Origin of the sequence: Alteromonas halophila, assembly GCF_014651815.1 — a bacterium.
Taxonomy (GTDB): domain Bacteria; phylum Pseudomonadota; class Gammaproteobacteria; order Enterobacterales; family Alteromonadaceae; genus Alteromonas; species Alteromonas halophila.
Genome location: NZ_BMXP01000013.1, coordinates 1 through 22,186, shown reverse-complemented (window position 1 = coordinate 22,186; position 22,186 = coordinate 1). Strand labels below are relative to the sequence as shown.

Sequence of the window (22,186 nt, the reverse complement as noted above, 5' to 3'; positions counted from 1 at the left end):
ACTTTGTAAAAACGGATAGTATAACGTGGATTCAGGTGTTCTTCTGCATTAATACGGTGTCAGTGCCGGGAAAGGACACCGAAAAGCCAAACTTTCTGCCAATATATTCAAAGCTGGCCTCACTAAAAAAACAGACATGGGTGAGATCGTTCTTATAGTGCCAGCTGGCAAATCTGGTGCGACTTATCACGCGTTTTGTCATTATTGCCAGCCAGCCGCCGGGCGCAAGCAGTTTGTTCAACACAGCAAGTTCATCGGCGGGGTGATGAAAATGTTCAATGGCTTCGGTGCAGGTAATGAAGTCATACTGGCCAGTCAGGACCTCGCTGTCCGGGTAAAACAGCGGATCATAAACGCGCATGTGCATGCCAGCTTTCTCCAGTATGGTGGCGAGTACCGGCGCGGGACCGCAACCAAAATCCAGACCATACTGACCAGGCGTGATGTGTTGCAGTAATGGGTCTGCAATTTTATTCAGAAACTGACAATAGCCTGCGTCATGTTCACTATTCTGGTGAAGGTTGTACTCATCCAGTTCCTGACTTTCAGTGGGTAAGTAAGCCGGCGGCACAAACACCAGCGCACACTCGTGGCAGTGGTAATAACTACGCGCCTTATCTTCGCAATAGGGCGGTGTGTTTACAGTACTGTGGCATAAAGGGCAGGACAACATAGGTGAAAGAAAATAGACGCTGAAAAAAGAAAAAGGTGATGATCTTGCGACCATCACCTCATATATACGAGTGTCTGATGACACCTCTCCCGTTATTGTGCACGTCTCTGTGCAACGTGGCTTCCCTAGCCGTGCTCCCCTTATTGTTGTTTTTTGCAGAGCGAGTTTATTGTTCTGGGTCTTCCTGACGCTTTATTAACTCGTCCCTATCTTTCTTATTATTATTTGTGATCTACAGACCGAAAGCAGAAGTAGCGGCCTGAAGCATGTGCGTAGAATACACGAATAAATTTAAAACACAACAATTTTTATTACAATCTGTTAACAAGCGGATGGTTCAGCGCGTACTTTTAATGTAAGCCCGCGACATAATTAGACAAAATTTCGATATCTTTATCTGATAATTTCATCGCAATGTCTCGCATCATGCCGTTCATATCGTTGTGGCGGCTGCCATCCCGGAACGCTTTCAACTGAGTTGCCGTGTATGCTGCATGCTGACCACTGATGTCGGGGAAACCGGCGAGGCCCATGCCATTACCTTTTGGACCATGGCAGGCAATACACGCGGTAATACCACGTTCTGGATCGCCACCCTGGTATAATGCTTTACCGGGCTCGATAAACTCTTCTGGCGTTTCACCGGACATCTTATCCTGACTGGCAAAGTATGCCGCCAGATCCATCATGTCCTGTTCTGATAACTGCGCGGCCTGACCATTCATCACAGCGTTGTTGCGGCCTTCTTCACCACCGGTTTCTGACGCCAGCTTGAATTCTTTCAGTTGCTTGGTCAGGTAACCTTCGTGCTGACCCGCTAATTTAGGATTCATTTCAATTGCACTGTTTCCATCAGGTCCGTGGCAAGCTGCACAAACAGACGACTTGGATTTACCCGCTTCGGCATCACCTTTCGCCATCACATTTGCAGACAACCCCAGTGACATACATACCAACAAACACAATTTTTTCATAATCAATCTCTTAAATGGATCCAACGGCTCGCATGATATACGTGATATCATGCGTATTTTACACATTTACTGCGTCAGAAAAACCTATTCCACGATTAAAGTACGGTTATACAGGGTTTTTGCGCAGTTTGCAGTTCAGATATCGTAAAACATTCGACTTTCACGAGGCTTTCATGTCCTATTTCACCAATGCCAAATTTGCTACCAGTGCACCGGATATTCGTCATTTAATGGCGGACGAGGGAATTGAAGTCGCATTTGCCGGGCGTTCTAACGCGGGTAAGTCCAGTGCCCTGAACGCACTGACACGCCAAAAGAACCTGGCCCGAACCAGTAAAACACCGGGACGAACACAGCTTATCAATGTGTTCGATCTAGATGAGCACCGCCGCCTGGTGGATTTACCCGGCTATGGATTTGCACAGGTGCCGATAACTATGAAAAAGAAATGGCAGATCGCCCTTGGTGAATACCTGCAAAAGCGCGAGTCGTTGCGCGGACTGGTGGTGCTGATGGATATCCGTCACCCATTCAAAGATTTGGATCAGGATTTAATCCACTGGGCGGTAGACGCGGAATTGCCAGTTCTGGCGCTGCTCACCAAATCCGATAAGCTCAAGTCTGGCAAACGCAAGCAGCAGTTGCTCATGGCCCGTGAAGCTGCGCTGGCCTTTTGCGGGGATGTGACGGTGCACACTTTTTCAGCGCTGAATAAACAGGGATTATCTGAGGTTGAGGGCGTACTCAGGCAGTGGCTGCAATTAGATGAGCAGGCCGGGGACTAAGCCAGATAAAGAAAAGCCCCATCAAAGGATGGGGCTAAAAGGACTGAGAGAAAACACATAAAAACCGTAGATAAGAGTACGCGCTTTCCGGTAAGTTCCCTCTCGTAGTAAAAAAAGACAAAAATAATTGCTGTTACTGAATTTCAGACATAAAAAAACCCCGACAATGGTCGGGGTTAAAGCAAAGGTTTGAAAACAGCGTTCTCACCTCTGTACCCTACAGGCACGACATTAACGCCATTTACAACGATGCGCAAGCAAAAAGTGTAATTTATTTACGTAATAATGCGTCAAAATAGTGTTTGCTGAGCACTTATGTAATTAAATTACATATAGGTGGCGAACACTGTCAGCTCGCTCAGCGAGGCCTGGCGTGCATCGTGGCAAGGCAGGCTTCGCAGATTATAGTTATACTTCGTGGCAAGGTTTAGTGGGCTTCATCCCAGTTATCGCCAACGCCGGCTTCCACCAGTAATGGCACCGACAGTGTTGCCGCATTTTCCATCAGTGCAGTAATGGATTCTATGTAGCTATCCAGCTTATCTTCGCGGATCTCAAAGACCAGCTCGTCATGCACCTGCATTGTCATACAGACATCTTCAGGCGCTTCTTTCTGGATCCATTCATCCACCTTGAGCATTGCCATTTTTATTATATCGGCGGCGGTACCCTGCATGGGGGCATTAATGGCTGCACGCTCTGCACCTTTACGGCGGGCACCATTACTGGCCTTTATGTCAGGCAGGTAAAGGCGACGGCCAAACACCGTTTCGACATAGCCATCCTGCTTCGCTTTTTCCCGGGTGCTGTCCATATAGGTGAGCACACCTGGATAACGTTCAAAATACAAATCCATGTATTTTTGTGCATCGTTGCGCGATATATTCAGCTGTTTGGAAAGGCCAAATGCTGACATACCGTAGATGAGACCGAAATTAATGGCTTTGGCGCTGCGTCGCTGCTCAGCAGTCACGTCATCAAGAGCAATATCAAAGACTTCAGACGCGGTAGCACTGTGAATGTCCTTGCCTTCCTCGAAGGCCGACAACAGCCCTTTATCCTTAGACAGGTGCGCCATGATCCTTAACTCAATCTGCGAATAGTCGGCGGCGACAAACCGGAACCCTTCCTTAGGGACAAAGGCCTGACGAACCCGCCGGCCTTCTTCATTACGAATTGGGATATTCTGCAGGTTAGGATCGGTTGAAGACAAACGCCCGGTCGCGGTGACCGCCTGGTGATAAGACGTATGCACGCGGCCGGTTCGATGATTGATCATCTTCGGCAGCTTGTCGGTGTAGGTGCTCTTGAGCTTCGTCAGCCCCCGATATTCCATAATCTTATGGGGCAGGGAATAGTCAAGCGCAAGCTCCTGCAGTACGTCCTCAGAGGTAGACGGAGCGCCCTTCGGCGTCTTTTTAATTACCGGCAGTTCCATTTTTTCAAACAGAATACGCTGCAGTTGTTTGGTAGACCCTAAATTAAAACTCTCGCCGGCTTCTTCGTGTACTTCCTTTTCCAGTTCGGCAATACGTACAGCCAGATCCTGACTTTGCTGAGCAAGACGCTGGCTGTCAATCAGAACTCCACGCTGTTCCATGCGGGCAAGCACGCTGGAGAGCGGCACTTCGATATCGGTCAGCAGTGACTTAAGCGGTGCCTCCTGTTGCAGCTTTTCCCACAGTACCTGATGCAGGCGCAGGGTAATATCCGCATCTTCGGCCGCGTAAGGTGCAGCCTCTTCCAAAGCGATCTGATTAAACGTTAATTGCTTAGCGCCTTTGCCGGCAATATCTTCAAAATGAATTGTTTTGTGATTCAGGTACGCCAGCGCCAGCGAGTCCATATCATGGCGCGTGGCGGTGCTGTTTAACGCGTACGATTCAAGCATGGTGTCAAACGCAATTCCCGCAAGGTGAATGTCGTAGTTCGCCAGCACATTATTGTCGTATTTCAGGTGCTGGCCAACTTTCAGGTGCGAGGCAGACTCGAGCAATGGCTTAAGCTTCTCCAGCACCAGCTCCCGATCAAGCTGCTCCGGTGCATCCGGATAATCGTGGGCAACCGGCACATAGGCTGCTTCGCCAGGTGCGATACAGAATGACAGGCCAACAATTTCGGCATCCATATAATTCAGGCTGGTTGTTTCGGTATCAAAAGCAAATAATTCTGACTGCTCAAGCTTTTCAAGCCAGGTATCAAGTGTCGTTTCGTCAGTGATGGTGACATACTGACTGCGGTCGATAGTCATCTCAGATACCGCTTCACTTTCCTCTTTCTCTTCTGTACCTGCGCCGTCTACCTCGGCGCTGACTTGTGCATGCCAGCGCTTAAATTCGTATTCACCATACAATGCCTGCAATTTTTCATTGTCTGGTGACGACGGGCAAAGTGTCTCAACGCTGTAATCATCAAGGTCTAAATCAATGCTGATGGTAGCCAGCTGGTAGGAAAGACGTGCCTGCTCTTCATACTCTTGCATCTTTTTGGCCATGGTTTTGGCGCCACGGAAAGACAAATCGGCAATTTTGTCCAGGTTATCGTATATCGCATCAATGCCACCTATGCCATTGAGCAGCGCCTGGGCACTTTTGTCACCGACGCCGGGAACGCCCGGAATATTGTCAACTTTGTCGCCTTTTAATGCCAAAAAGTCGATGACCAGCTCAGGTGGGATCCCAAACTTTTCCTTTACCATGGCCTCATCCATCAGCTGGTTTGTCATGGTATTGATCAGCGTTACATTGTCATCCACCAGCTGCGCCATGTCCTTATCGCCGGTACTGATTAGCGTTTTGTAGCCTTTTTCGGTCGCGCGCTTCGACAGGGTGCCAATAACGTCGTCTGCCTCTACACCTGGCTCGATAATAATTGGGATCCCCATGGCGCGAATGATCGCATGTAATGGTTCTATCTGTTCGCTAAGCTCTGCGGGCATAGGTGGACGGTTGGCCTTATACTCGGCGTAGATGTCATCCCTGAAGGTTTTGCCCTTGGCATCGAAGACCACCGCCATATGAGTAGGGTGGTATTGCTTGATCAAACTCTTGAGCATGTTGATCACACCATAAATTGCCCCCGTATCCTTTCCTTTAGAATTAGTTAGCGGAGGCAGACCGTGAAAGGCTCTGAACAGGTACGAGGATCCGTCGACAAGAACGAATGGAGGAGTATTCGACATAACCTTTTTCTTTTACTGGTAGGAGATAGGCGAAAGGATGCCATAGGGTAGGGGGATTCGCCACTCAAGGATCGCTCAGATCGCACTTTACTTGTGGATAACTTTGTGATCTTTTTCTTTTGCCAATACGATCGAGCCGATCAAAACGAGTGAATGATCAGCCTCTGAATTAGGAAAAATATGGTTTGTAGAGAATGCTTGCGGACTTCGAACCTGCGGACTGCCAATCCCTGACACTGTGGATAATTTTTTAACAGATTATTAGCATGTATCCACGTTGGTCAGCTAATGTAGCATAATCAAATCGAATTCCAACAGAGAAAAATAATAACTTTTTTGTTGATGATAAATTTGTTGGTGTTTAAAAAAGCATAAGTCAACGAATACAAGCAATAGGAGGATCCTATGAAAAAAGTAGCGGTAATTTTGAGTGGTTGTGGGGTATTTGACGGTGCCGAGATCTACGAGACGGTTCTGACTCTGCTGGCCATTCGACAACAGGGCGCAGACTATACCTGTTTTGCGCCGGATAAAGAGCAGCTGCACGTAGTGAATCATCTAACCGGCGATGTCGCCGAAGGGGAAACACGCAATGTGCTGGTAGAGGCATCGCGCATAGCGCGTGGTGACATCAAGCCAGTAACTGAGTGTAAGGCTGAAGACTTTGACGCACTCATTCTGCCGGGTGGTTTTGGTGCAGCCAAGAATTTGTGTACATTTGCAGTAGACGGGCCCGACTGTTCGGTCGACAGCGATGTCATGAGTGTCTGCAAAGCCTTTGCTGCAGCCAGAAAGCCCGCCGGATATGCGTGTATCGCACCGGCACTGGCGGCCTGTGTGTATGACAAAGGGGTAAAACTGACCATTGGGACCGATGAAAATACGGCGAATGGCATCAATGCGCTGGGCGCAACCCATGTCGACTGCCAGGTTGATGATGTGGTGGTGGATGTCGAACACAAACTGGTCACAACACCTGCCTATATGCTGGCTCAGGATATTCTTGAGGCCCATACCGGACTGAATAAAATGGTTCAGTCTGTGCTGGCGATGAAATAAACGGTAGACTGTGCGGCATACCGGACACAACGCCGGTATGTTCGTACACAAAACGACACCGTATTTCGGAGGATAAGCAAATAAGTTTGCGGCCATGCAGGCTGCATAACGGATGACTGCAGACTTATTTGGTAATGCCCGAAGCCGGTAATAACAATAAAAAGGCTAGTTAAAACATGCACTACCGTGCAATTGTACGTATCTTAGGGCTGCTGGTGGCGCTATTCAGCGTAACGATGATCCCACCGGGACTGGTGTCGCTGTTTTACCAGGATGGCAGCGGGTTACCGTTTACACTGGCATTTCTGATGTGTGTGTTTACCGGGGTTGCCATGTGGTATCCAAACCGGCAATACCGGCGTGACTTGCGTGCACGGGAAGGCTTTCTGATTGTTGTGCTGTTCTGGACGGTGCTGGCCAGCTTTGCTGCGATCCCGTTTATGCTGCTTGAACAGCCAAGTATGACGGTCACCGATTCTTTTTTCGAGGCTTTCTCAGGACTGACCACGACCGGTGCAACAGTCATCCAGGGCATTGAGTACCTGCCACATTCCGTCCAGTTTTATCGCCAGCAACTGCAATGGCTGGGTGGCATGGGGATCATCGTATTGGCGGTAGCAATTTTGCCTATTCTTGGCGTTGGGGGCATGCAGCTATACCGGGCAGAAATCCCGGGGCCGGTCAAAGACTCGAAAATGACGCCGCGTATTGCCGACACGGCGAAGCATCTCTGGTATATCTACCTGTCATTAACGGTTGCCTGCACAGTGGCCTACTGGCTGGCAGGTATGGGCTGGTTCGACGCCATTTGTCACTCTTTCTCAACGGTCGCCATCGGTGGATTTTCTACCTACGATGCCAGCCTGGGCCATTTTAACAGCCCGGTTGTTAATGTGGTGTGCACAGTATTTTTGCTGATCGCTGCGCTTAATTTTTCATTGCATTATGCGGCAGTCAGCTCTCGTTCCTTTCGGGCCTACCTGGGCGATCCTGAGTTCAAAGCGTTTTTTGTTATTCAGGCGACGCTGATCCTGGCCTGCTTTCTGGTTTTAACGCTAAGTGGTTACTACACTGACGCCGAAGCGGCGCTCGATCAGGCCATGATCCAGGCCGTCTCCATCAGTACCACCGCTGGCTTTGCGACAACCGATTTCGCGTCCTGGCCGACCTTTCTGCCGATTATGCTTATCTTCGCAAGCTTCATTGGCGCCTGCGCCAGTTCTACCGGCGGTGGCCTGAAAGTCATACGGGTCTATTTGTTATTTTTACAAGGTAAGCGAGAAATCGACAGGCTGGTGCATCCAAAGGCGGTGTATTCCGTCAAGCTGGGCGACCGTGCTATGCCTGACAGGGTGGTAGAAGCTGTGTGGGGCTTTTTCTCCGCCTATGCCATTGTTTTTGTGATCATTATGATTGGCCTGATTGCTACCGGCCTGGACAATCTCACCGCCTTTACCGCAACCGCTGCCACCATGAACAACCTGGGCCCGGGCCTCGGCGATGTGGCCGGCAATTATGCCAGTGTCACAGATGTGGGCAAATGGCTGCTGGTGGTTGCCATGCTGTTCGGGCGGCTGGAAATATTCTCACTACTGGTACTCTTCTCGCCAACGTTCTGGCGTGGCTAGCTGCTCATGCAATCGGGAGCCGGGTGAGAAGGTGTATCAGTCAAACACGCGGCAACCCGCTCCCTGAGCGCTCTGCCGCAGCATCCATGCGGCGAAAGGTTTCAGATGCATTTTCTCTCACGACGTCAGTGCGCACGGAAAAATGGTGACCAGCATGCGGTGTTTGGTAAATTTTCTTCGTCGGACGTAATGCTGCCTGGAACAAATTATCCAAAAAAGAATGCGCTGGGCTGGAAGAGTTTCTCCACGTCGCCAATGTACTTTTTGTCGACCAAAAACAGGATCACGTGGTCGTTGGCTTCAATCACAGTGTCACTGTGGGCAATGATGACCTGATCGTCTCGGACAACTGCGCCAATCGTCGTGCCGGGTGGTAATTTAATGTTGCCTATCTGACGGCCGACGACCTTTGAGGTATTTTCGTCACCATGCGCAATGGCCTCAATGGCTTCTGCGGCGCCACGACGCAGTGAGTACACATTCACGATGTCGCCGCGACGGATGTGTGTGAGCAATGCAGAAATCGTTGCCTGTTGCGGTGAGAAGGCAATATCAATCTCACCGCCCTGTACCAAATCGACATAAGCACCACGCTGGATAAGCACCATGGCTTTTTGCGCGCCCATGCGTTTTGCCAGCATGGCAGACATGATATTGGCTTCATCATCATTCGTGACTGCGATAAAAGCATCGACCTGATCAACACTTTCTTCCGTCAATAATTCGTAGTCGGATGCGTCGCCGGAAAAAACAATGGTGTTATCAAGGTGTGCGGAAAGGTACTGGGCCCGTTCAGGGCTGCTCTCAATTAACTTGACGTTGTGCTTATGTTCCAGGCGCTTGGCAAGACCCGCACCTATAAGACCACCACCGGCAATCATAATACGCTTGTAGCTCGACTCCAGCTTTTGCAGTTCGCTCATAACGGCGCGGATATGTTTGGTTGCCGCAATAAAGAACACTTCGTCATCGGCTTCTATTACGGTGGTGCCCAGCGGGCGGATAGGTCTGCCGCGACGGTAGATGGCAGCCACCCGGGTTTCTACATTGGGCATATGATCTTTCAATGCGGAGAGAGCATGACCCACCAACAGGCCGCCATAGTAGGCTTTAACTGCAACCAGGCTGGCTTTGCCTTCAGCGAACTCGACCACCTGCAGGGCACCTGGATAGTCAATCAGACGCTTGATGGCTTTAGTGACCAGTTGTTCGGGGGCAATGATATGATCAACCGGAATATCCTGCTGCTTATACAGTTGTTCCTGATAGATGATGTACTGTTCGGATCGAACCCGGGCAATTTTGGTAGGGGTTTTAAACAGGCTGTACGCAACCTGGCAGGCCAGCATATTGCTCTCATCACTGTTGGTTACAGCAATCAGCATATCGGCGTCATCAGCGCCGGCTTTTTTAAGAACGTCCGGGTGAGAGCCGACACCGGTCACAACCTGAAGATCAAGCCTGTCCTGCAACCCTCGAAGAATAGTCGGATCTGCGTCAATGACGGTAATTTCATTTTTCTCACCAACCAGGTTTTCAGCCAGTGTGCCGCCAACCTGACCGGCGCCGAGAATAATGATCTTCATAGTGCAGACAGACCCTTTGTCATTGATTATTGGCTGACTTTACCAGCCTCGCATAGTAGAAACCATCCATTTGTTGCTCACCTGGCAGTATCTGCCGGCCGGGCTGAGCGCGGCTCTCACCGCTCGACACGGGCTCTAATGACGCATCCGTGTGAGTATCAAGAAATGCCCGAATCTGGTGCTGGTTCTCGCGCGGTAACACCGAGCAGGTAGCATATAACAGGGTGCCACCGGGACGGAGTAGTGGCCACAAAGCGTCCAGTAACTTTGCCTGGATTGTCATCAGTTGTTCAATGTCTGAAGCTTTTCGCAGCCAGCGAATATCGGGGTGGCGGCGTATTACACCGGTGGCAGAGCAGGGCGCGTCCAGCAAGATGCGGTCAAAGGGTTCACCGTCCCACCAGTCGGCAGGCAAAGCCGCATCGGCACAGGCAAGGCTGACCGCCTGACTGTGCTGCAGTCGCTGCATATTTTCAGTCGTACGCTTGATGCGTGACGCATCACTATCCAGTGCCACACAACTCGCTAAGTCAGGTGTACGCTCAACAATATGGCCGGTTTTTCCACCCGGGGCCGCGCAGCAATCCAGTACCCTTTCACCGGGCTGGGCATCCAGATAATGGGCGGCCAGTTGCGCAGCGCCATCCTGCACCGCAAACCAGCCCTGTTCAAAGCCTGGTAAGGCGGTCACATCCTGACGTTTATTTAAAATAATGGCCTCTGGATGACTGCCCGGACTGGTGTAGGTAATACCTGCCTCATCAAGACGGTCCGTAAATGCAGCCTTGCTTACCTGCCGCGTGTTTATCCGCAGCCAGAGTGGCGCAGGCTGATTGGTTTGTTCAATGACCTGCTGACTGCTATCGCCATAGGCCGCATCTATTGCCTGATACAACCACTTGGGCAAGCCGCTCTGAATGATAGGGTCACGGACCGGTTGTTCTGCCAGCGCCTGGCGGCTGAAATTGCGCAGCACCGCATTGACCAGACCTTTCAACCGGGGCGCACCCAGAGAAGCTGCTGCATTGACCGTCTCAGACACCGCCGCATGGCCGGCGACCCGACTAAACGCCTGTTGATAGAGTCCCAGCAGCAACAGGTGCTCAATAATTTTCTTATCCCCTTTCAGCGGAGAGGTAAGCAATGTTCGCAGCCACGACTGCAACAGTGGTAACTGGCGCAGGACACCAAAGGTCATTTCCTGGATCCAGGCATTATCCCGTGGGTTATGGCGTTGTTGCACCTGCTCAAGACTGTCGCGCCCGGAACGGCCTTTTTCCAGCACCTGAAATAACACCCACGCGCAGTCGCTGCGTAATCCTGGCTTTGCCGGTAATTTAATTGTTTTCATCAGCATCGGGTCCGGCAATGATTCGCCCTGGCGTGAACCAGTCTGCGCGTGCATTTAACACATCCGCAGCGCTAAGGGCTTTTTTACCGGGTAACTGCAGTAAGGTAACAGATAGCGCCTGGCCATCGCCGGTGGCAATCACAATGCCTTTTTTGGTTGCCCGAAGGATAGTACCTGGTGTTGTGTTGGCTTCACCCGTCACGACCTCGGCACTCCATACTTTGATACGGGTATCATTGATCTCAAACCAGGCGACTGGCCACGGATTAAAGGCGCGTATATTGCGCTCTAGCTGATCAGCCGATAGCTGCCAGTCCATGCGCGCTTCGGGTTTACTAAGCTTTTTCGCGTAGGTTGCCGCATTTTCTTGCTGCGGCGTTGCGGTTAATGCCTCAAAGTTGTTCAGTGCTTCTATCAGTGCCTTCGGCCCCAGCTCAGCCAGCTTCTGATACAAACTGGCGCTGGTCTCATCAAAGACCAGTGGCTGCCGGGCTTTGTGTAGCATATCACCGGTATCCAGACCTTCATCCATCTGCATAATGGTTACGCCGCTTTCCTCATCGCCAGCCCAGATAGCACGCTGAATAGGCGCTGCGCCCCGCCATTTAGGCAACAGCGAGCCATGCACATTTATACAGCCCAGACGAGGAGTGTCGAGAATACGCTTGGGTAAAATCAGGCCATAGGCAACCACGACCATCAGATCCGCGTTTAACGCCGCCAGTTGCGCCTGCGCATCGTCTGTTTTCAGGCTTGCTGGCTGATATACCGGAATATTATGTGCCTGCGCCAGTTCTTTTACCGGACTTGGTGTGAGTTTCTTACCCCGTCCTGCAGGTCTGTCAGGCTGTGTATAAGCCGCGATAACATTAAGTCCTGCATCAAGCAGTGCAGCCAGGTGGGCAGCAGCAAAATCCGGCGTACCGGCAAAAATGATATTCATAGGTGGTTTAGTTGTCCTTACGCGCGTGCAGCCAGACGCGCTTCTTTCTCCAGCTTTTTGCGAATGCGCTGGCGTTTCAGTGGCGACAGATAATCAACGAAAAGTTTGCCTTTCAGGTGATCAAGCTCGTGCTGAATACAAATAGCCAGAAGGTCTTCTGCATCTAAACTAAACGTTTCGCCATTTTCATCCAGGGCTTCTACGGTCACTTTCTCGGCACGCTCAACCTTTGCGTAATTTCCGGGCACCGACAGACAGCCTTCTTCACTGATGGTGCTGCCTTCAGACTGCGTGATCTTTGGATTAATAAAGACACGTGGCTCATCCTGATCGGCGGAAACGTCCATAACCACAACCTGCACGTGGCGATCAACCTGTGTTGCAGCCAGGCCAATACCATTTTCCTCGCGCATGGTTTCAAACATGTCAGCGACCAGTTGTTTAATTTCGTCGTTTACCGATTCAACCGGCTTTGCAACGGTGCGTAGTCTTTCGTCAGGAAAACTAAGAACTTCTAATAATGCCATCTGTTGCTCGTTATATCTCGGTCTGTGTATAAATTCGTATACGATCCAATTGTCAGCACTATTTATTGTGCTGCTTTAACTACTATTCTAACGTATATGTGGGAAAGAAAGACAATCAAACTGTCCTGTCGTTTCCATTATATTTACCGATATAGTAGCACTGCTTGAAATTTCAACAAAAAGGTGCCCGTAGAAACGGGTAGTGAGACCACTATGACAAGCCATAAGGCATTACTGATAGGTGTGATTAGCGCGCTGGCGTTGCTGTGGGGCAGCGTTCAGGCTGTACCGCTAAAAGAGGACGCGCCGCAAACCTATACCGTGAAGAAAAATGACACGCTATGGGATATTGCGAATATGTTTTTAGAACAGCCCTGGTTGTGGCCGGAATTGTGGCGCACCAATACACAAATTCAGAATCCTCATCTCATTTACCCAGGCGATGTGCTGACCATCAGGTATGTCGACGGTGAGCCAGTACTTAGTGTCGAGCGCACGCAGGATGCGGATAAGAAAAAGATGACACTGGCGCCGGGGATGCGCCGTGAAGTGAAAGCGCGGCCTATCGAAACACTGTCCTGGGAAACACTCAAACCGTATTTACAGCAACATGTGTTTTTTGAGGGAGAAGCATACGACAACCTCCCGCATTTGCTGGGCAATCATGCCGGTACCTCACAGTTTGTTACTGACGACATTGTACTGAGTCGCAAGCAAGGCCGGGCTAACGATCAGTATCGGGTGGTGCGCAAGCAGGCTACTATTATCGATATGAACGGCAATGAGCTGGGCGTTCAGGCTTACCATATCGCCGATGCCAAAATGGTCGAGGATCGCAAAATCTCGCAATGGCTGGTTAAAGTCGAAGACTCAAATCAGGAAGCGCGCCGGGGCGATCGTCTTTACGCTGCAGCGGCGGATATGAAACAGGATCTGACGCTTCAGGCTGCTGAACGTCAGCGCGGCCATGTGGTCGGTAACCTGCATCAGCATACGTTACTGGGTAAGCATGATGTGGTGATTGTCGATATTGGCAAGCGACAGCTGGAGCCTGGCACCGTAATGGGTATATATGTTCAGGGGCCGGATATTATCGATGGTGAAAAACCAAAGTATGCCAATGATTCCGGTGTGGTAAAGAGCGTCTTTGATGATGGCTCTACGGTAAAACAGCCTGCCATGAAAATTGGCGAGCTTGTGGTATTTAAAACATTTTCCAATGTAAGTTACGGCATTATCACGAAAGCCAGTGAACTGGTTAAACGCGGAGCCATCGTCGCCGCGCCATAACCGTTGTGCCGTTAGCAGGGAGCGACGGCATGTTACATCAACTCAACGGTCGCGCCCGCGCGTGGCTCAGTCTGGCCAGTATTGCCGGGGTTGCACCCGGAAACTGGCTTACCCAGGTCGAACACTTTGGAACGGTCGAGCAACTGCTAAGAACCGGAGCCAATGAATCAGACACGCTAAGACGCCTGTTTGGTACTATCAATACCACCTGGCTGGCTCGCACGGAGCAATGGCTGGCGCAGTGTACTAAGCACAGTCTTTTATGTATTGACGATGAGAACTACCCACCTTTACTGAAGACGCTTGCTCATCCACCTCTGGTACTGTTTGTTGCCGGTCATACAGGCGCTCTGCAACTGCCACAGCTGGCCATTGTTGGTAGCCGGCGCGCGTCTCATGCCGGAAAAAGCACAGCCACAGAAATAGCCAGAGCGCTCAGTAGTGCGGGTATTGTCGTCACCAGTGGCCTGGCGACAGGTATCGATGCGGCTGCGCATGAGGGCGCGCTCAGCGCAGGCATGACGGTAGCGGTAATGGGCACTGGGCCCGACCGGGTATATCCGCTTCGCAACCAGTCGCTCTATGAAAAAATTATCGACAATGACGGGGCAGTGATCAGTGAGTTCTTTCCCGGTATCGGACCCCGCCGCTATCATTTTCCGCGCCGCAACCGGATCATTGCGGCGCTGAGTTTAGGCACGCTGGTGGTTGAGGCAACAATTAAGAGTGGCACCTTGATAACCGCGAATCTGGCCGCAGATCTGGGAAGAGAGGTTTTTGCGATACCGGGAAGTATTCATCACTCGTATGCCAGCGGTTGCCACCACCTCATTAAGCAGGGGGCGGCACTGGTAACATCCTCCGACGATATTTTAGACGCGCTTGCTCCCAGTCTGGCGGGGATTGACCGTGCAGTCATTGAAGAAAAAAGTGAGGTAAACTGCTTGGCAACCGACAAATTATTAGCTAGTGTGAATTTTGACGTCACTGCTATTGACGTTATAGCCGAACGCAACGCCTTGCCAGTTAATGAAGTTATGGCAGCACTATTAGAATACGAGTTGCGTGGTTGGGTAGCCGCTGTCCCTGGTGGTTACGTTAAATTGAGGGGGAAATAACATGTTCGACATCCTCATGTATCTGTTTGAAAATTTCATACACAGTGAAACTGAAATTCGTGTCGATCAGGACGAACTGACCGACGAGTTAGTGCGTGCCGGTTTCCATCATGATGAAATTTATAAAGCACTGGCCTGGCTTGAAAAGCTGGCTGCGTTGCAGGAAACAGATATCAAGCCCTACTTTTGTAAGGGCATTAACTCAAGTTTAAGTCGTATTTATACGCATGAAGAGCAAATGCGTCTGGATGTTGAATGCCGGGGCTTTTTGCTGTTTCTCGAGCAGGTAGGGGTGCTGGATGCCTCCACCCGTGAGATGGTTATTGACCGCGTCATGGAAATCGACTCCTCAGAATTTTGCCTGGAAGACCTGAAATGGGTAGTACTGATGGTCCTGTTTAATGTACCAGGTAAAGAAAATGCCTACGCGCAAATGGAAGATTTGTTATTTGACGAAGCTGACGGAACGTTGCACTAATGTGCAGTAGCGCTATCTCTGTATCGCCTGCTGACTGATGTCAAAAATCGACCACTCGTTATTCAGTGCCAATGAGCATGCGCTGGAACACAGCATGGGCGATTGCCCGGAATGCGGTAAACCGTTGCATGTTAAACACAGTAAATCTGGCCCGTTTGTCGGGTGCAGCGGGTACCCGTCCTGCACGTTTGTCAAGCCCCTGCACGATACCCAGACCACGCTGCTCAAAACCATCGACGGTACGCACTGTCCCGAGTGCGCATCAGCGCTGGCGATTAAAAAAGGGCGCTACGGTATGTTCATTGGCTGTACGGGGTTTCCCGACTGCCACTATATTGCTCCGCTTAAGCCTCAGGAAGAAACGGCCGTTACCTGCCCCAAGTGCCAGACCGGCAAGCTGGTCTCACGCACTAACAAATATGGAAAGCAGTTTTTTGCATGCGACCATTATCCGCACTGCCGATATGTGCTAAATTTCCCGCCCGTCGAATCACCGTGTCCGGCATGCGGGTGGTCTGTGCTGATTAAAAAGAAAGGGGCACTGCACTGTCCACAGCCGGAATGCGATTATAAGCAATCAGAATAGAGAATCTCCGTCATGCATGATGACACGCCGCACGTTGTAAACGCCGGACAAACCGATCCGCTGGTGGATGGCTTTTTTGCCGGTGAGCTGCTGGTTTATCCTACCGAAGCTGTCATGGGGCTGGGTTGTGATCCCGACAATGAAGAAGCCGTGATGCAACTGCTCGCCCTTAAAAAGCGCGTCGTCGAGAAAGGCCTGATCCTTATCGCAGGGACTTACTCGCAACTACTGCCATACGTCAATGACGATGCCATACGTATGGACAAGCGCACCGAGATCTTTTCCAGCTGGCCAGGCGCCAATACCTGGTTGCTCCCTAAATCATCGCGGGCGCCTGACTGGATAACGGGCGGGCACCCGACTGTGGCAGTGCGTGTTACCGGTCATCCTGTCGTGCGCGATATATGCGAGCGGGTGGGTAAACCGCTGGTCTCTACCAGCGCGAATCTGACAGGTCAGCCGCCGGCACTTACTATCGATGATGCCAAAGCCATGTTTGCCGACGCAGTGACCTATGTGCCGGGCGAGGTAGGTGGCAATTCGAAGCCGAGCGTCATCCGTGATGGTAATACCGGCGCAATGATCAGGGAGTAAGAAATGGCGGCAGACGGCAAGGCACTGACAGAAATTGATACAGAGGTTGCAATCGAGCAGGTAAAGACGTACTTGCTTAGCCTGCAGGATAATATTTGCCAGACACTGGAGCTCGCCGATGGCACAGGCCACTTTGTGGAGGACAGCTGGACGCGGGAAGAAGGCGGCGGTGGTCGCTCACGCGTGCTTAAGCAGGGCGCGGTAATAGAGCAGGGGGGCGTGAATTTCTCTCATGTACACGGCAGCGCGATGCCAGCCTCCGCCACGGCATCGCGTCCCGAGCTTGCTGGCCGGAGTTTTCAGGCTATGGGGGTGTCGCTGGTCATTCATCCGCATAACCCTTATGTACCCACGTCACACGCCAATGTGCGCTTTTTCATTGCTGAAAAGCCGGGCCATAAACCTATCTGGTGGTTCGGCGGAGGCTTTGATCTCACCCCGTTTTATCCATTCAAAGAAGATGTCGCGCACTGGCATCAGGTCGCAAAATCATTGTGTGCGCCATACGGAGACGATGTTTATCCACTGTATAAAAAGTGGTGTGATGATTATTTTTACCTGAAGCATCGTCAGGAAACCCGCGGTGTCGGTGGTTTGTTTTTTGATGATCTCAACGGCTGGGGGTTCGAACGCTCATTTGCCTTTATGCAGGCAGTAGGCAACGGATTTATGGATGCGTACGTGCCCATAGTAGAAAAACGCAAAGGCATGACTTACTCCGACCGTGAACGACACTTTCAGTTATATCGCCGTGGCCGCTATGTTGAGTTCAATCTGGTTTATGACCGAGGCACCCTTTTCGGATTGCAAACCGGTGGCCGCACTGAGTCTATTCTTATGTCGATGCCACCGCTGGCTCGCTGGGAATACGATTATCAGCCCGCGCCGGGAAGTGCCGAGGCTAAGCTGACAGACTACCTAAAGCCTACTGACTGGTAATACCGATACTAAAATGTTGCCACAATAGCGTCAGTTGTCAGCGTGTAAACTGACGCCAGTTAAAAGCGTAAGTAACGCGTACGCAGTTGATTGGCGCATTAGGTTGACATGGATCAAGCCCAGCGATAGGGCAAGGTCGTTCATTCCGGCGTTGTTGTTTTAGATCAATATCTCGTTTTTGCCGCCCGGTATGGTGTGAGCCATCAACCTTGGAACGACGAGATACGACATGAAAAAACAATTACTTGCTCTTGCTATTAGCGCTGCAGTCTTTAGCCCTTTTACGTTCAGCCATCAGGCTGGCGACATTTTAGTGCGTGCTGGTGCCACCACCGTGGCTCCGGATGAGAGCACCTCGAATATCTTTGCCGGTGGGGCGGATCTGGGCGTTGCACTTACCATTGACAAGAATACTCAGCTTGGGCTGAATATTGCGTATTTCCTGACGGACAACATCAATGTTGAGCTACTGGCTGCAACGCCGTTCACTCACGATGTGAATTTTTCAGTGAATGATCCGCTGGGAACAGGTAATAAAGTTGGTGAGGTGACCCATCTGCCACCTACGCTGAGCGTTAATTACTACTTCAATGATCCTTCATCCGCCTTTCAGCCTTATGTGGGGGCAGGGCTAAACTATACCTTTATTTACGACGAAGAGTTTACCGGTGCCAACCGTGACGCCGGCTTGAGTGATTTGTCGCTGGATAATTCTGCAGGCTTGTCTGCGCAGGTCGGAATGGACTATATGGTGAATAAGACCTGGCATGTGAATGCGTCAGTGCGCTGGATTGATATTGATACAGAAGCCAGTTTTGACGTGGGCGGTGCCGATGGCCGCATAGCGGATATTGAAATTGACCCCTGGGTGTACACTATTTCAGTCGGCTACACCTTTTAAGTAAACCTAAAACATGCTCCCGGCCCGCTTAGCCGGGAGCATCTTCATTGTTTTCGCTGTTTATCATATGCGTCGCCAGTGCATCCAAATCGGCCAGCAGCGCGTGTGCCAGCGCCAGGTCGCTCACGCTGGCAAACATGGCCTTTCGCATACAATACATCCATTGCTCTTTTAGCGCCGGTGTCACCGTAAAAGAAAGATGCCGTGCGCGAAGACGAGGGTGCCCCCGCTGCTCAACGTAGGTTTTTGGTCCGCCCAGCCACATCGACAAATACAGATAAAACGTATGTCGAATGCTATCTAAAGGCTTCGGATGCATGGCATACAGGTCTGCTACCGCAGGGTCAGTACTCATGATATCGTAAAACTGGTTTGCTAACTGTCTTACAGCCTCATCACCGCCTAGCTTCTGATAGGGCGTATTGGCGTAGGGCGCTGTTTTTTTACGAAATAATGAAAGTAGTCCCATGAAGAAATTTGCCGTTTTTGGAAACCCGATTGCACACAGTCTATCACCGGATATTCATCAGATGTTCGCCGAAAGCTGTGATCAGGACATTCAATACTCACGCATCTGTGCCGGGGAAGATACGTTCGAAGACGAAGTACGGGGATTTTTTGACGACCCCAACGCAGTGGGCTGCAATGTCACGGTGCCGTTTAAAACCCGGGCTTTTGTTATGGCTGATGTGAAAGATGATGCGGCCTGCGTCGCCAGAGCCTTAAACACTTTAATGAAAGTAGACGGTAAGTACTTCGGTTATAATACAGATGGCATGGGTCTGGTCCGTGACCTTGCAGCACTGGATATATCTCTGCAGGGTAAGCAGGTGTCGCTGCTAGGAGCCGGCGGCGCGGCGAGGGGAGTCATCATGCCGTTGCTCAACGCAGGGGTGGAGAAGGTCGCCATCATTAACAGAACCCTCGCAAAGGCGCAGGCGCTGGTGGATGAAGTGGCCGATACACGCGTACAGGTAGCGTCGCCGGATCAGGCCGGCGGGCAACTTATTATTAATTCCACGTCAGCCAGCTTGCACCATGAGTTACCACAGGGCGTTGCCCCTACACTTTTTACCCGCTGTGAAATGGCCTATGACATGGTATATGCAAGCCAGCCGACGTCCTTTATGAAGTACGCGTGTGAATACGGTGCTGAAAACCAGGCGGACGGTTTAGGCATGCTGGTTGAGCAGGCCGCAGCTGCGTTTCATATCTGGACCGGATGCAATCCGGCGACCTTTGATGTGAAAGAGCGTTTGAGAGCAAGGCTTAGCCAGTGATTAACCACAGAAGATGCGACAGTGCGCTTCGACGAGTGCCGGGTTGCGCTGTTCATCGTCATCTGGTCATTGTATTAGCGTTGCCCTTCTTCAAGGTAATCGTTCTTTAATTCAACATAATTGATCGCCGACTGTGTTAAAAACGCACGTTCACTGTCCTTTAGCGGGCGTTTTTTCTGCATGGGGTTACCTACGTACAGATAGCCGCTCTCCAGTATCTTGTTTGGTGGTACAAGAGTCCCCGCACCAATAAAGACATCATCTTCGACGACCACGCCGTCCATGATAATGGCCCCCATGCCAACCAGAATACGGTTACCCAGTGTGCAGCCATGCAACATGCATTTGTGACCGATGGTCACATCATCACCTATAATCAATGGGAATCCGCCTGGGTTTGACTCCGAGCGTCGGGTGACGTGCAATATGGTGCCGTCCTGCACGTTGGTGCGTTGCCCAATACGAATATGATTCACATCTCCACGAGCTGCAACCATATGCCATACACTGCTGTCATTACCTAAATGCAGATCACCGACTAACCGGGCTGAATCTGCAACGTAGCAGCCGTCGGCAATGGTAGGCATGACACCTTTAAAAGTACTTAGTGTTTGAGTCATTGGCACTATCTCACTTTCATTCAAACGTTGGTACAATACGCCGATTTTATCATCATTAAGGAAGTTTGAGTGTCTAAACGCTATCTTTTATTTGCCTCTTTACCTTATGCATTTTCTATTTTGCGGCCGTTACAGGAGGAAATAAGAAAACGTGGAGGTGACGTCGCCTGGTTCCTGGAGAGTGGCTGTGCCGACCTGCTTCAGCCAGATGAAAGACGCTTGCGTTCCTTTGATGAAGTGAAGCAGTTTAATCCGCTGGCAGTATTTACACCTGGCAATATGATTTATGACTTTTTCCCGGGCGTTAAAGTGTCAGTATTTCATGGCTACCCTATTGCCAAACGCGGTGAGAAAAGTAGTAAAACGGATGATCACTTTGCAATACGTGGTTGGTTTGACATGTACTGTACGCAGGGAAGTTCCAGCACGACTCACTTTAAGCGTCTCGAACAAGAGCACGGACATTTTAAGGTTTATGAGACTGGCTGGTGTAAAGTCGATCCTTTTTTCACAGACAATAGTGAAAGCGTCAGTAGTGATAACCCAACGGTATTGTATGCGACTACCTTCAGCAAGGGCATAAGTTCCGCGCCGGTGATCTATGACACTATCGAAAAGCTGGTTAAAACCAAACCATGGAACTGGGTATTAACGTTTCATCCTAAAATCAACGATGCGTCACTGCTTTCCCGATACCGCGCACTGGCAGACAAATATGAACATGTCCACTTTGAAGACAATGTCAGAATGGAAAACTTTCGGCAGGCAGACGTGATGCTGTCAGACAGTTCTTCCATAATTCTGGAGTTCATGTTGCTCGATAAACCGGTAGTTACATATCGCAATACAAATCCTGGGCCGCACTTACTTAATGTAACAGCGTTAACAGATATTGAGGCTGGCATTGAGAAGGGGCTATCGCGGCCTGATAGTTTAATGAATAACATTCGTCAGTTTACTGCAAAGCACGAAGCTTACAGAGACGGGCATAACAGTGCGCGCGTCCTTGACGCCGTAGATGATTTTGTTACCTACTATCAGGGTAAGCTTAAATCCAGGCCTGTTAACCTGATACGTAAACTTAAACTACGAAAAAGGCTAAAATACTGGGCGTTGAACTAAAAATAAGCGGTCAAAACGGAATATGACAGTTTTTTTAAATTAACGGTTGACGGTGAGGATTAAATCTCTACAATGCGCATCCGCTTCGGCAGGAAAGCAAAACAGCTTATCAACCAAAGCTAGTTACTCCTAACTGTATAAGTTACGTGTAGCAAGGGTTTCAAGAAAACTTGATTGAAAATAAATTTCAAAAAATAGTTGACGGGAAATTCGAACAGCGTACAATGCGCACCTCGCTTCGGGACACTGAGTAACTCAGAAAAACGAAGCCGCTAACGTAAAACAGCAGAGAAAAGAAATTTTCAGAAAGTTGTTGACACAGATAGCGAAAAGCGTAGAATGCGCATCCCGCTTCGGGGCTAACACCTGAAGCAGAAAGCTCGACAAGCTTATTGAATAAGCTCAGGAGCGTGCCAATCGGCAAAGCCGGTTGTCAAAATGTTCTTTAAAAATTTAGACAAGACAATCTGTGTGGGCACTCGTTAAGAGTGTCAACCGACGATTCATAAAAGTTTTTCGATATATTTAATTGAAGAGTTTGATCATGGCTC

21 protein-coding genes are annotated in these 22,186 nt (G+C 50.2%); 12 read left to right on the top strand and 9 right to left on the bottom strand.

What is annotated here, in order from left to right:
- Nucleotides 1–31: 31 nt before the first annotated feature.
- The gene (locus tag IE054_RS16650; RefSeq protein WP_229805226.1) at nucleotides 32–577 is read right to left on the bottom strand and encodes a class I SAM-dependent methyltransferase; all 546 of its coding nucleotides are present in this window, start codon (nucleotides 575–577) and stop codon (nucleotides 32–34) included.
- A 446-nt stretch (nucleotides 578–1,023) separates the two neighbouring features.
- Nucleotides 1,024–1,647 carry a c-type cytochrome gene (locus tag IE054_RS16645; protein ID WP_189408299.1) on the bottom strand — a complete coding sequence of 208 codons (624 nt, stop codon included), beginning with the start codon at nucleotides 1,645–1,647 and terminating at the stop codon, nucleotides 1,024–1,026.
- Between the two features lie 173 nt (nucleotides 1,648–1,820).
- Between IE054_RS16645 and yihA the strand changes: the two genes are divergently transcribed.
- Entirely contained in the window at nucleotides 1,821–2,432 is a 612-nt protein-coding gene (gene yihA, locus IE054_RS16640) for a ribosome biogenesis GTP-binding protein YihA/YsxC (protein ID WP_189408298.1), read from the top strand.
- Nucleotides 2,433–2,859: 427 nt separating this feature from the next.
- Here yihA and polA read toward each other — a convergent pair whose 3' ends face one another.
- On the bottom strand, nucleotides 2,860–5,613 hold the full coding sequence (gene polA, locus IE054_RS16635) for a DNA polymerase I (RefSeq protein WP_189408296.1): 2,754 nt from the start codon (nucleotides 5,611–5,613) through the stop codon (nucleotides 2,860–2,862).
- 405 nt (nucleotides 5,614–6,018) lie between these two features.
- Here polA and elbB point away from each other — a divergent pair, with 405 nt between their 5' ends.
- Nucleotides 6,019–6,672 carry an isoprenoid biosynthesis glyoxalase ElbB gene (gene elbB / locus IE054_RS16630; protein ID WP_189408294.1) on the top strand — a complete coding sequence of 218 codons (654 nt, stop codon included), beginning with the start codon at nucleotides 6,019–6,021 and terminating at the stop codon, nucleotides 6,670–6,672.
- A 176-nt stretch (nucleotides 6,673–6,848) separates the two neighbouring features.
- Nucleotides 6,849–8,300 carry a TrkH family potassium uptake protein gene (locus IE054_RS16625; protein ID WP_189408293.1) on the top strand — a complete coding sequence of 484 codons (1,452 nt, stop codon included), beginning with the start codon at nucleotides 6,849–6,851 and terminating at the stop codon, nucleotides 8,298–8,300.
- Nucleotides 8,301–8,506: 206 nt separating this feature from the next.
- On the opposite strand, the gene trkA is transcribed toward IE054_RS16625, so the two are convergent.
- The 4 genes from trkA to def are packed head-to-tail and all read right to left on the bottom strand — an operon-like array spanning nucleotide 8,507 to nucleotide 12,707.
- On the bottom strand, nucleotides 8,507–9,886 hold the full coding sequence (gene trkA, locus IE054_RS16620; RefSeq protein ID WP_189408291.1) for a Trk system potassium transporter TrkA: 1,380 nt from the start codon (nucleotides 9,884–9,886) through the stop codon (nucleotides 8,507–8,509).
- A 19-nt stretch (nucleotides 9,887–9,905) separates the two neighbouring features.
- Nucleotides 9,906–11,237, bottom strand: coding sequence for a 16S rRNA (cytosine(967)-C(5))-methyltransferase RsmB (gene rsmB / locus IE054_RS16615; protein WP_189408289.1), 1,332 nt, complete (start codon nucleotides 11,235–11,237; stop codon nucleotides 9,906–9,908).
- A complete protein-coding gene (fmt, locus tag IE054_RS16610; RefSeq protein WP_189408287.1) occupies nucleotides 11,224–12,180 on the bottom strand; it encodes a methionyl-tRNA formyltransferase in 957 nt (318 codons plus the stop codon). Before fmt ends, rsmB begins: the two co-directional genes overlap by 14 nt.
- Before the next feature lie 17 nt (nucleotides 12,181–12,197).
- On the bottom strand, nucleotides 12,198–12,707 hold the full coding sequence (gene def, locus IE054_RS16605) for a peptide deformylase (protein WP_189408286.1): 510 nt from the start codon (nucleotides 12,705–12,707) through the stop codon (nucleotides 12,198–12,200).
- Nucleotides 12,708–12,920: 213 nt separating this feature from the next.
- On the opposite strand from def, the gene IE054_RS16600 reads away from it, so the two are divergent.
- From IE054_RS16600 to IE054_RS16570, 7 genes are all read left to right on the top strand, one after another.
- Nucleotides 12,921–13,997 carry a LysM peptidoglycan-binding domain-containing protein gene (locus tag IE054_RS16600; protein ID WP_189408284.1) on the top strand — a complete coding sequence of 359 codons (1,077 nt, stop codon included), beginning with the start codon at nucleotides 12,921–12,923 and terminating at the stop codon, nucleotides 13,995–13,997.
- Between the two features lie 29 nt (nucleotides 13,998–14,026).
- A complete protein-coding gene (dprA, locus tag IE054_RS16595) occupies nucleotides 14,027–15,115 on the top strand; it encodes a DNA-processing protein DprA (RefSeq protein WP_189408282.1) in 1,089 nt (362 codons plus the stop codon).
- Nucleotide 15,116: 1 nt separating this feature from the next.
- A complete protein-coding gene (locus IE054_RS16590) occupies nucleotides 15,117–15,593 on the top strand; it encodes a DUF494 family protein (protein ID WP_189408280.1) in 477 nt (158 codons plus the stop codon).
- 37 nt (nucleotides 15,594–15,630) lie between these two features.
- The gene (locus tag IE054_RS16585; protein WP_189408278.1) at nucleotides 15,631–16,179 is read left to right on the top strand and encodes a DNA topoisomerase family protein; all 549 of its coding nucleotides are present in this window, start codon (nucleotides 15,631–15,633) and stop codon (nucleotides 16,177–16,179) included.
- 12 nt (nucleotides 16,180–16,191) lie between these two features.
- A complete protein-coding gene (gene tsaC, locus IE054_RS16580; protein WP_189408276.1) occupies nucleotides 16,192–16,773 on the top strand; it encodes an L-threonylcarbamoyladenylate synthase type 1 TsaC in 582 nt (193 codons plus the stop codon).
- Between the two features lie 3 nt (nucleotides 16,774–16,776).
- Entirely contained in the window at nucleotides 16,777–17,712 is a 936-nt protein-coding gene (gene hemF / locus IE054_RS16575; RefSeq protein WP_189408274.1) for an oxygen-dependent coproporphyrinogen oxidase, read from the top strand.
- A 229-nt stretch (nucleotides 17,713–17,941) separates the two neighbouring features.
- The gene (locus tag IE054_RS16570; RefSeq protein WP_189408273.1) at nucleotides 17,942–18,613 is read left to right on the top strand and encodes an OmpW family outer membrane protein; all 672 of its coding nucleotides are present in this window, start codon (nucleotides 17,942–17,944) and stop codon (nucleotides 18,611–18,613) included.
- A 28-nt stretch (nucleotides 18,614–18,641) separates the two neighbouring features.
- Here the strand turns inward: IE054_RS16570 and IE054_RS16565 are convergent, their stop codons facing one another.
- Nucleotides 18,642–19,082, bottom strand: a complete 441-nt coding sequence (locus tag IE054_RS16565) for a group II truncated hemoglobin (protein WP_189408271.1) — start codon at nucleotides 19,080–19,082, stop codon at nucleotides 18,642–18,644.
- On the opposite strand from IE054_RS16565, the gene aroE reads away from it, so the two are divergent.
- Nucleotides 19,081–19,893, top strand: a complete 813-nt coding sequence (aroE, locus tag IE054_RS16560; protein WP_189408269.1) for a shikimate dehydrogenase — start codon at nucleotides 19,081–19,083, stop codon at nucleotides 19,891–19,893. The two genes, IE054_RS16565 and aroE, sit on opposite strands and share 2 nt — an antisense overlap.
- Nucleotides 19,894–19,967: 74 nt before the next feature.
- Here aroE and IE054_RS16555 read toward each other — a convergent pair whose 3' ends face one another.
- Nucleotides 19,968–20,513 (bottom strand): gamma carbonic anhydrase family protein, encoded by a 546-nt coding sequence (locus IE054_RS16555; protein ID WP_189408267.1) that lies wholly within the window; start codon nucleotides 20,511–20,513, stop codon nucleotides 19,968–19,970.
- Between the two features lie 69 nt (nucleotides 20,514–20,582).
- Between IE054_RS16555 and IE054_RS16550 the strand changes: the two genes are divergently transcribed.
- Complete coding sequence (locus IE054_RS16550) at nucleotides 20,583–21,635, top strand: CDP-glycerol glycerophosphotransferase family protein (RefSeq protein ID WP_189408265.1); 1,053 nt, start codon at nucleotides 20,583–20,585, stop codon at nucleotides 21,633–21,635.
- The last annotated feature ends 551 nt before the right edge of the window (nucleotides 21,636–22,186 follow it).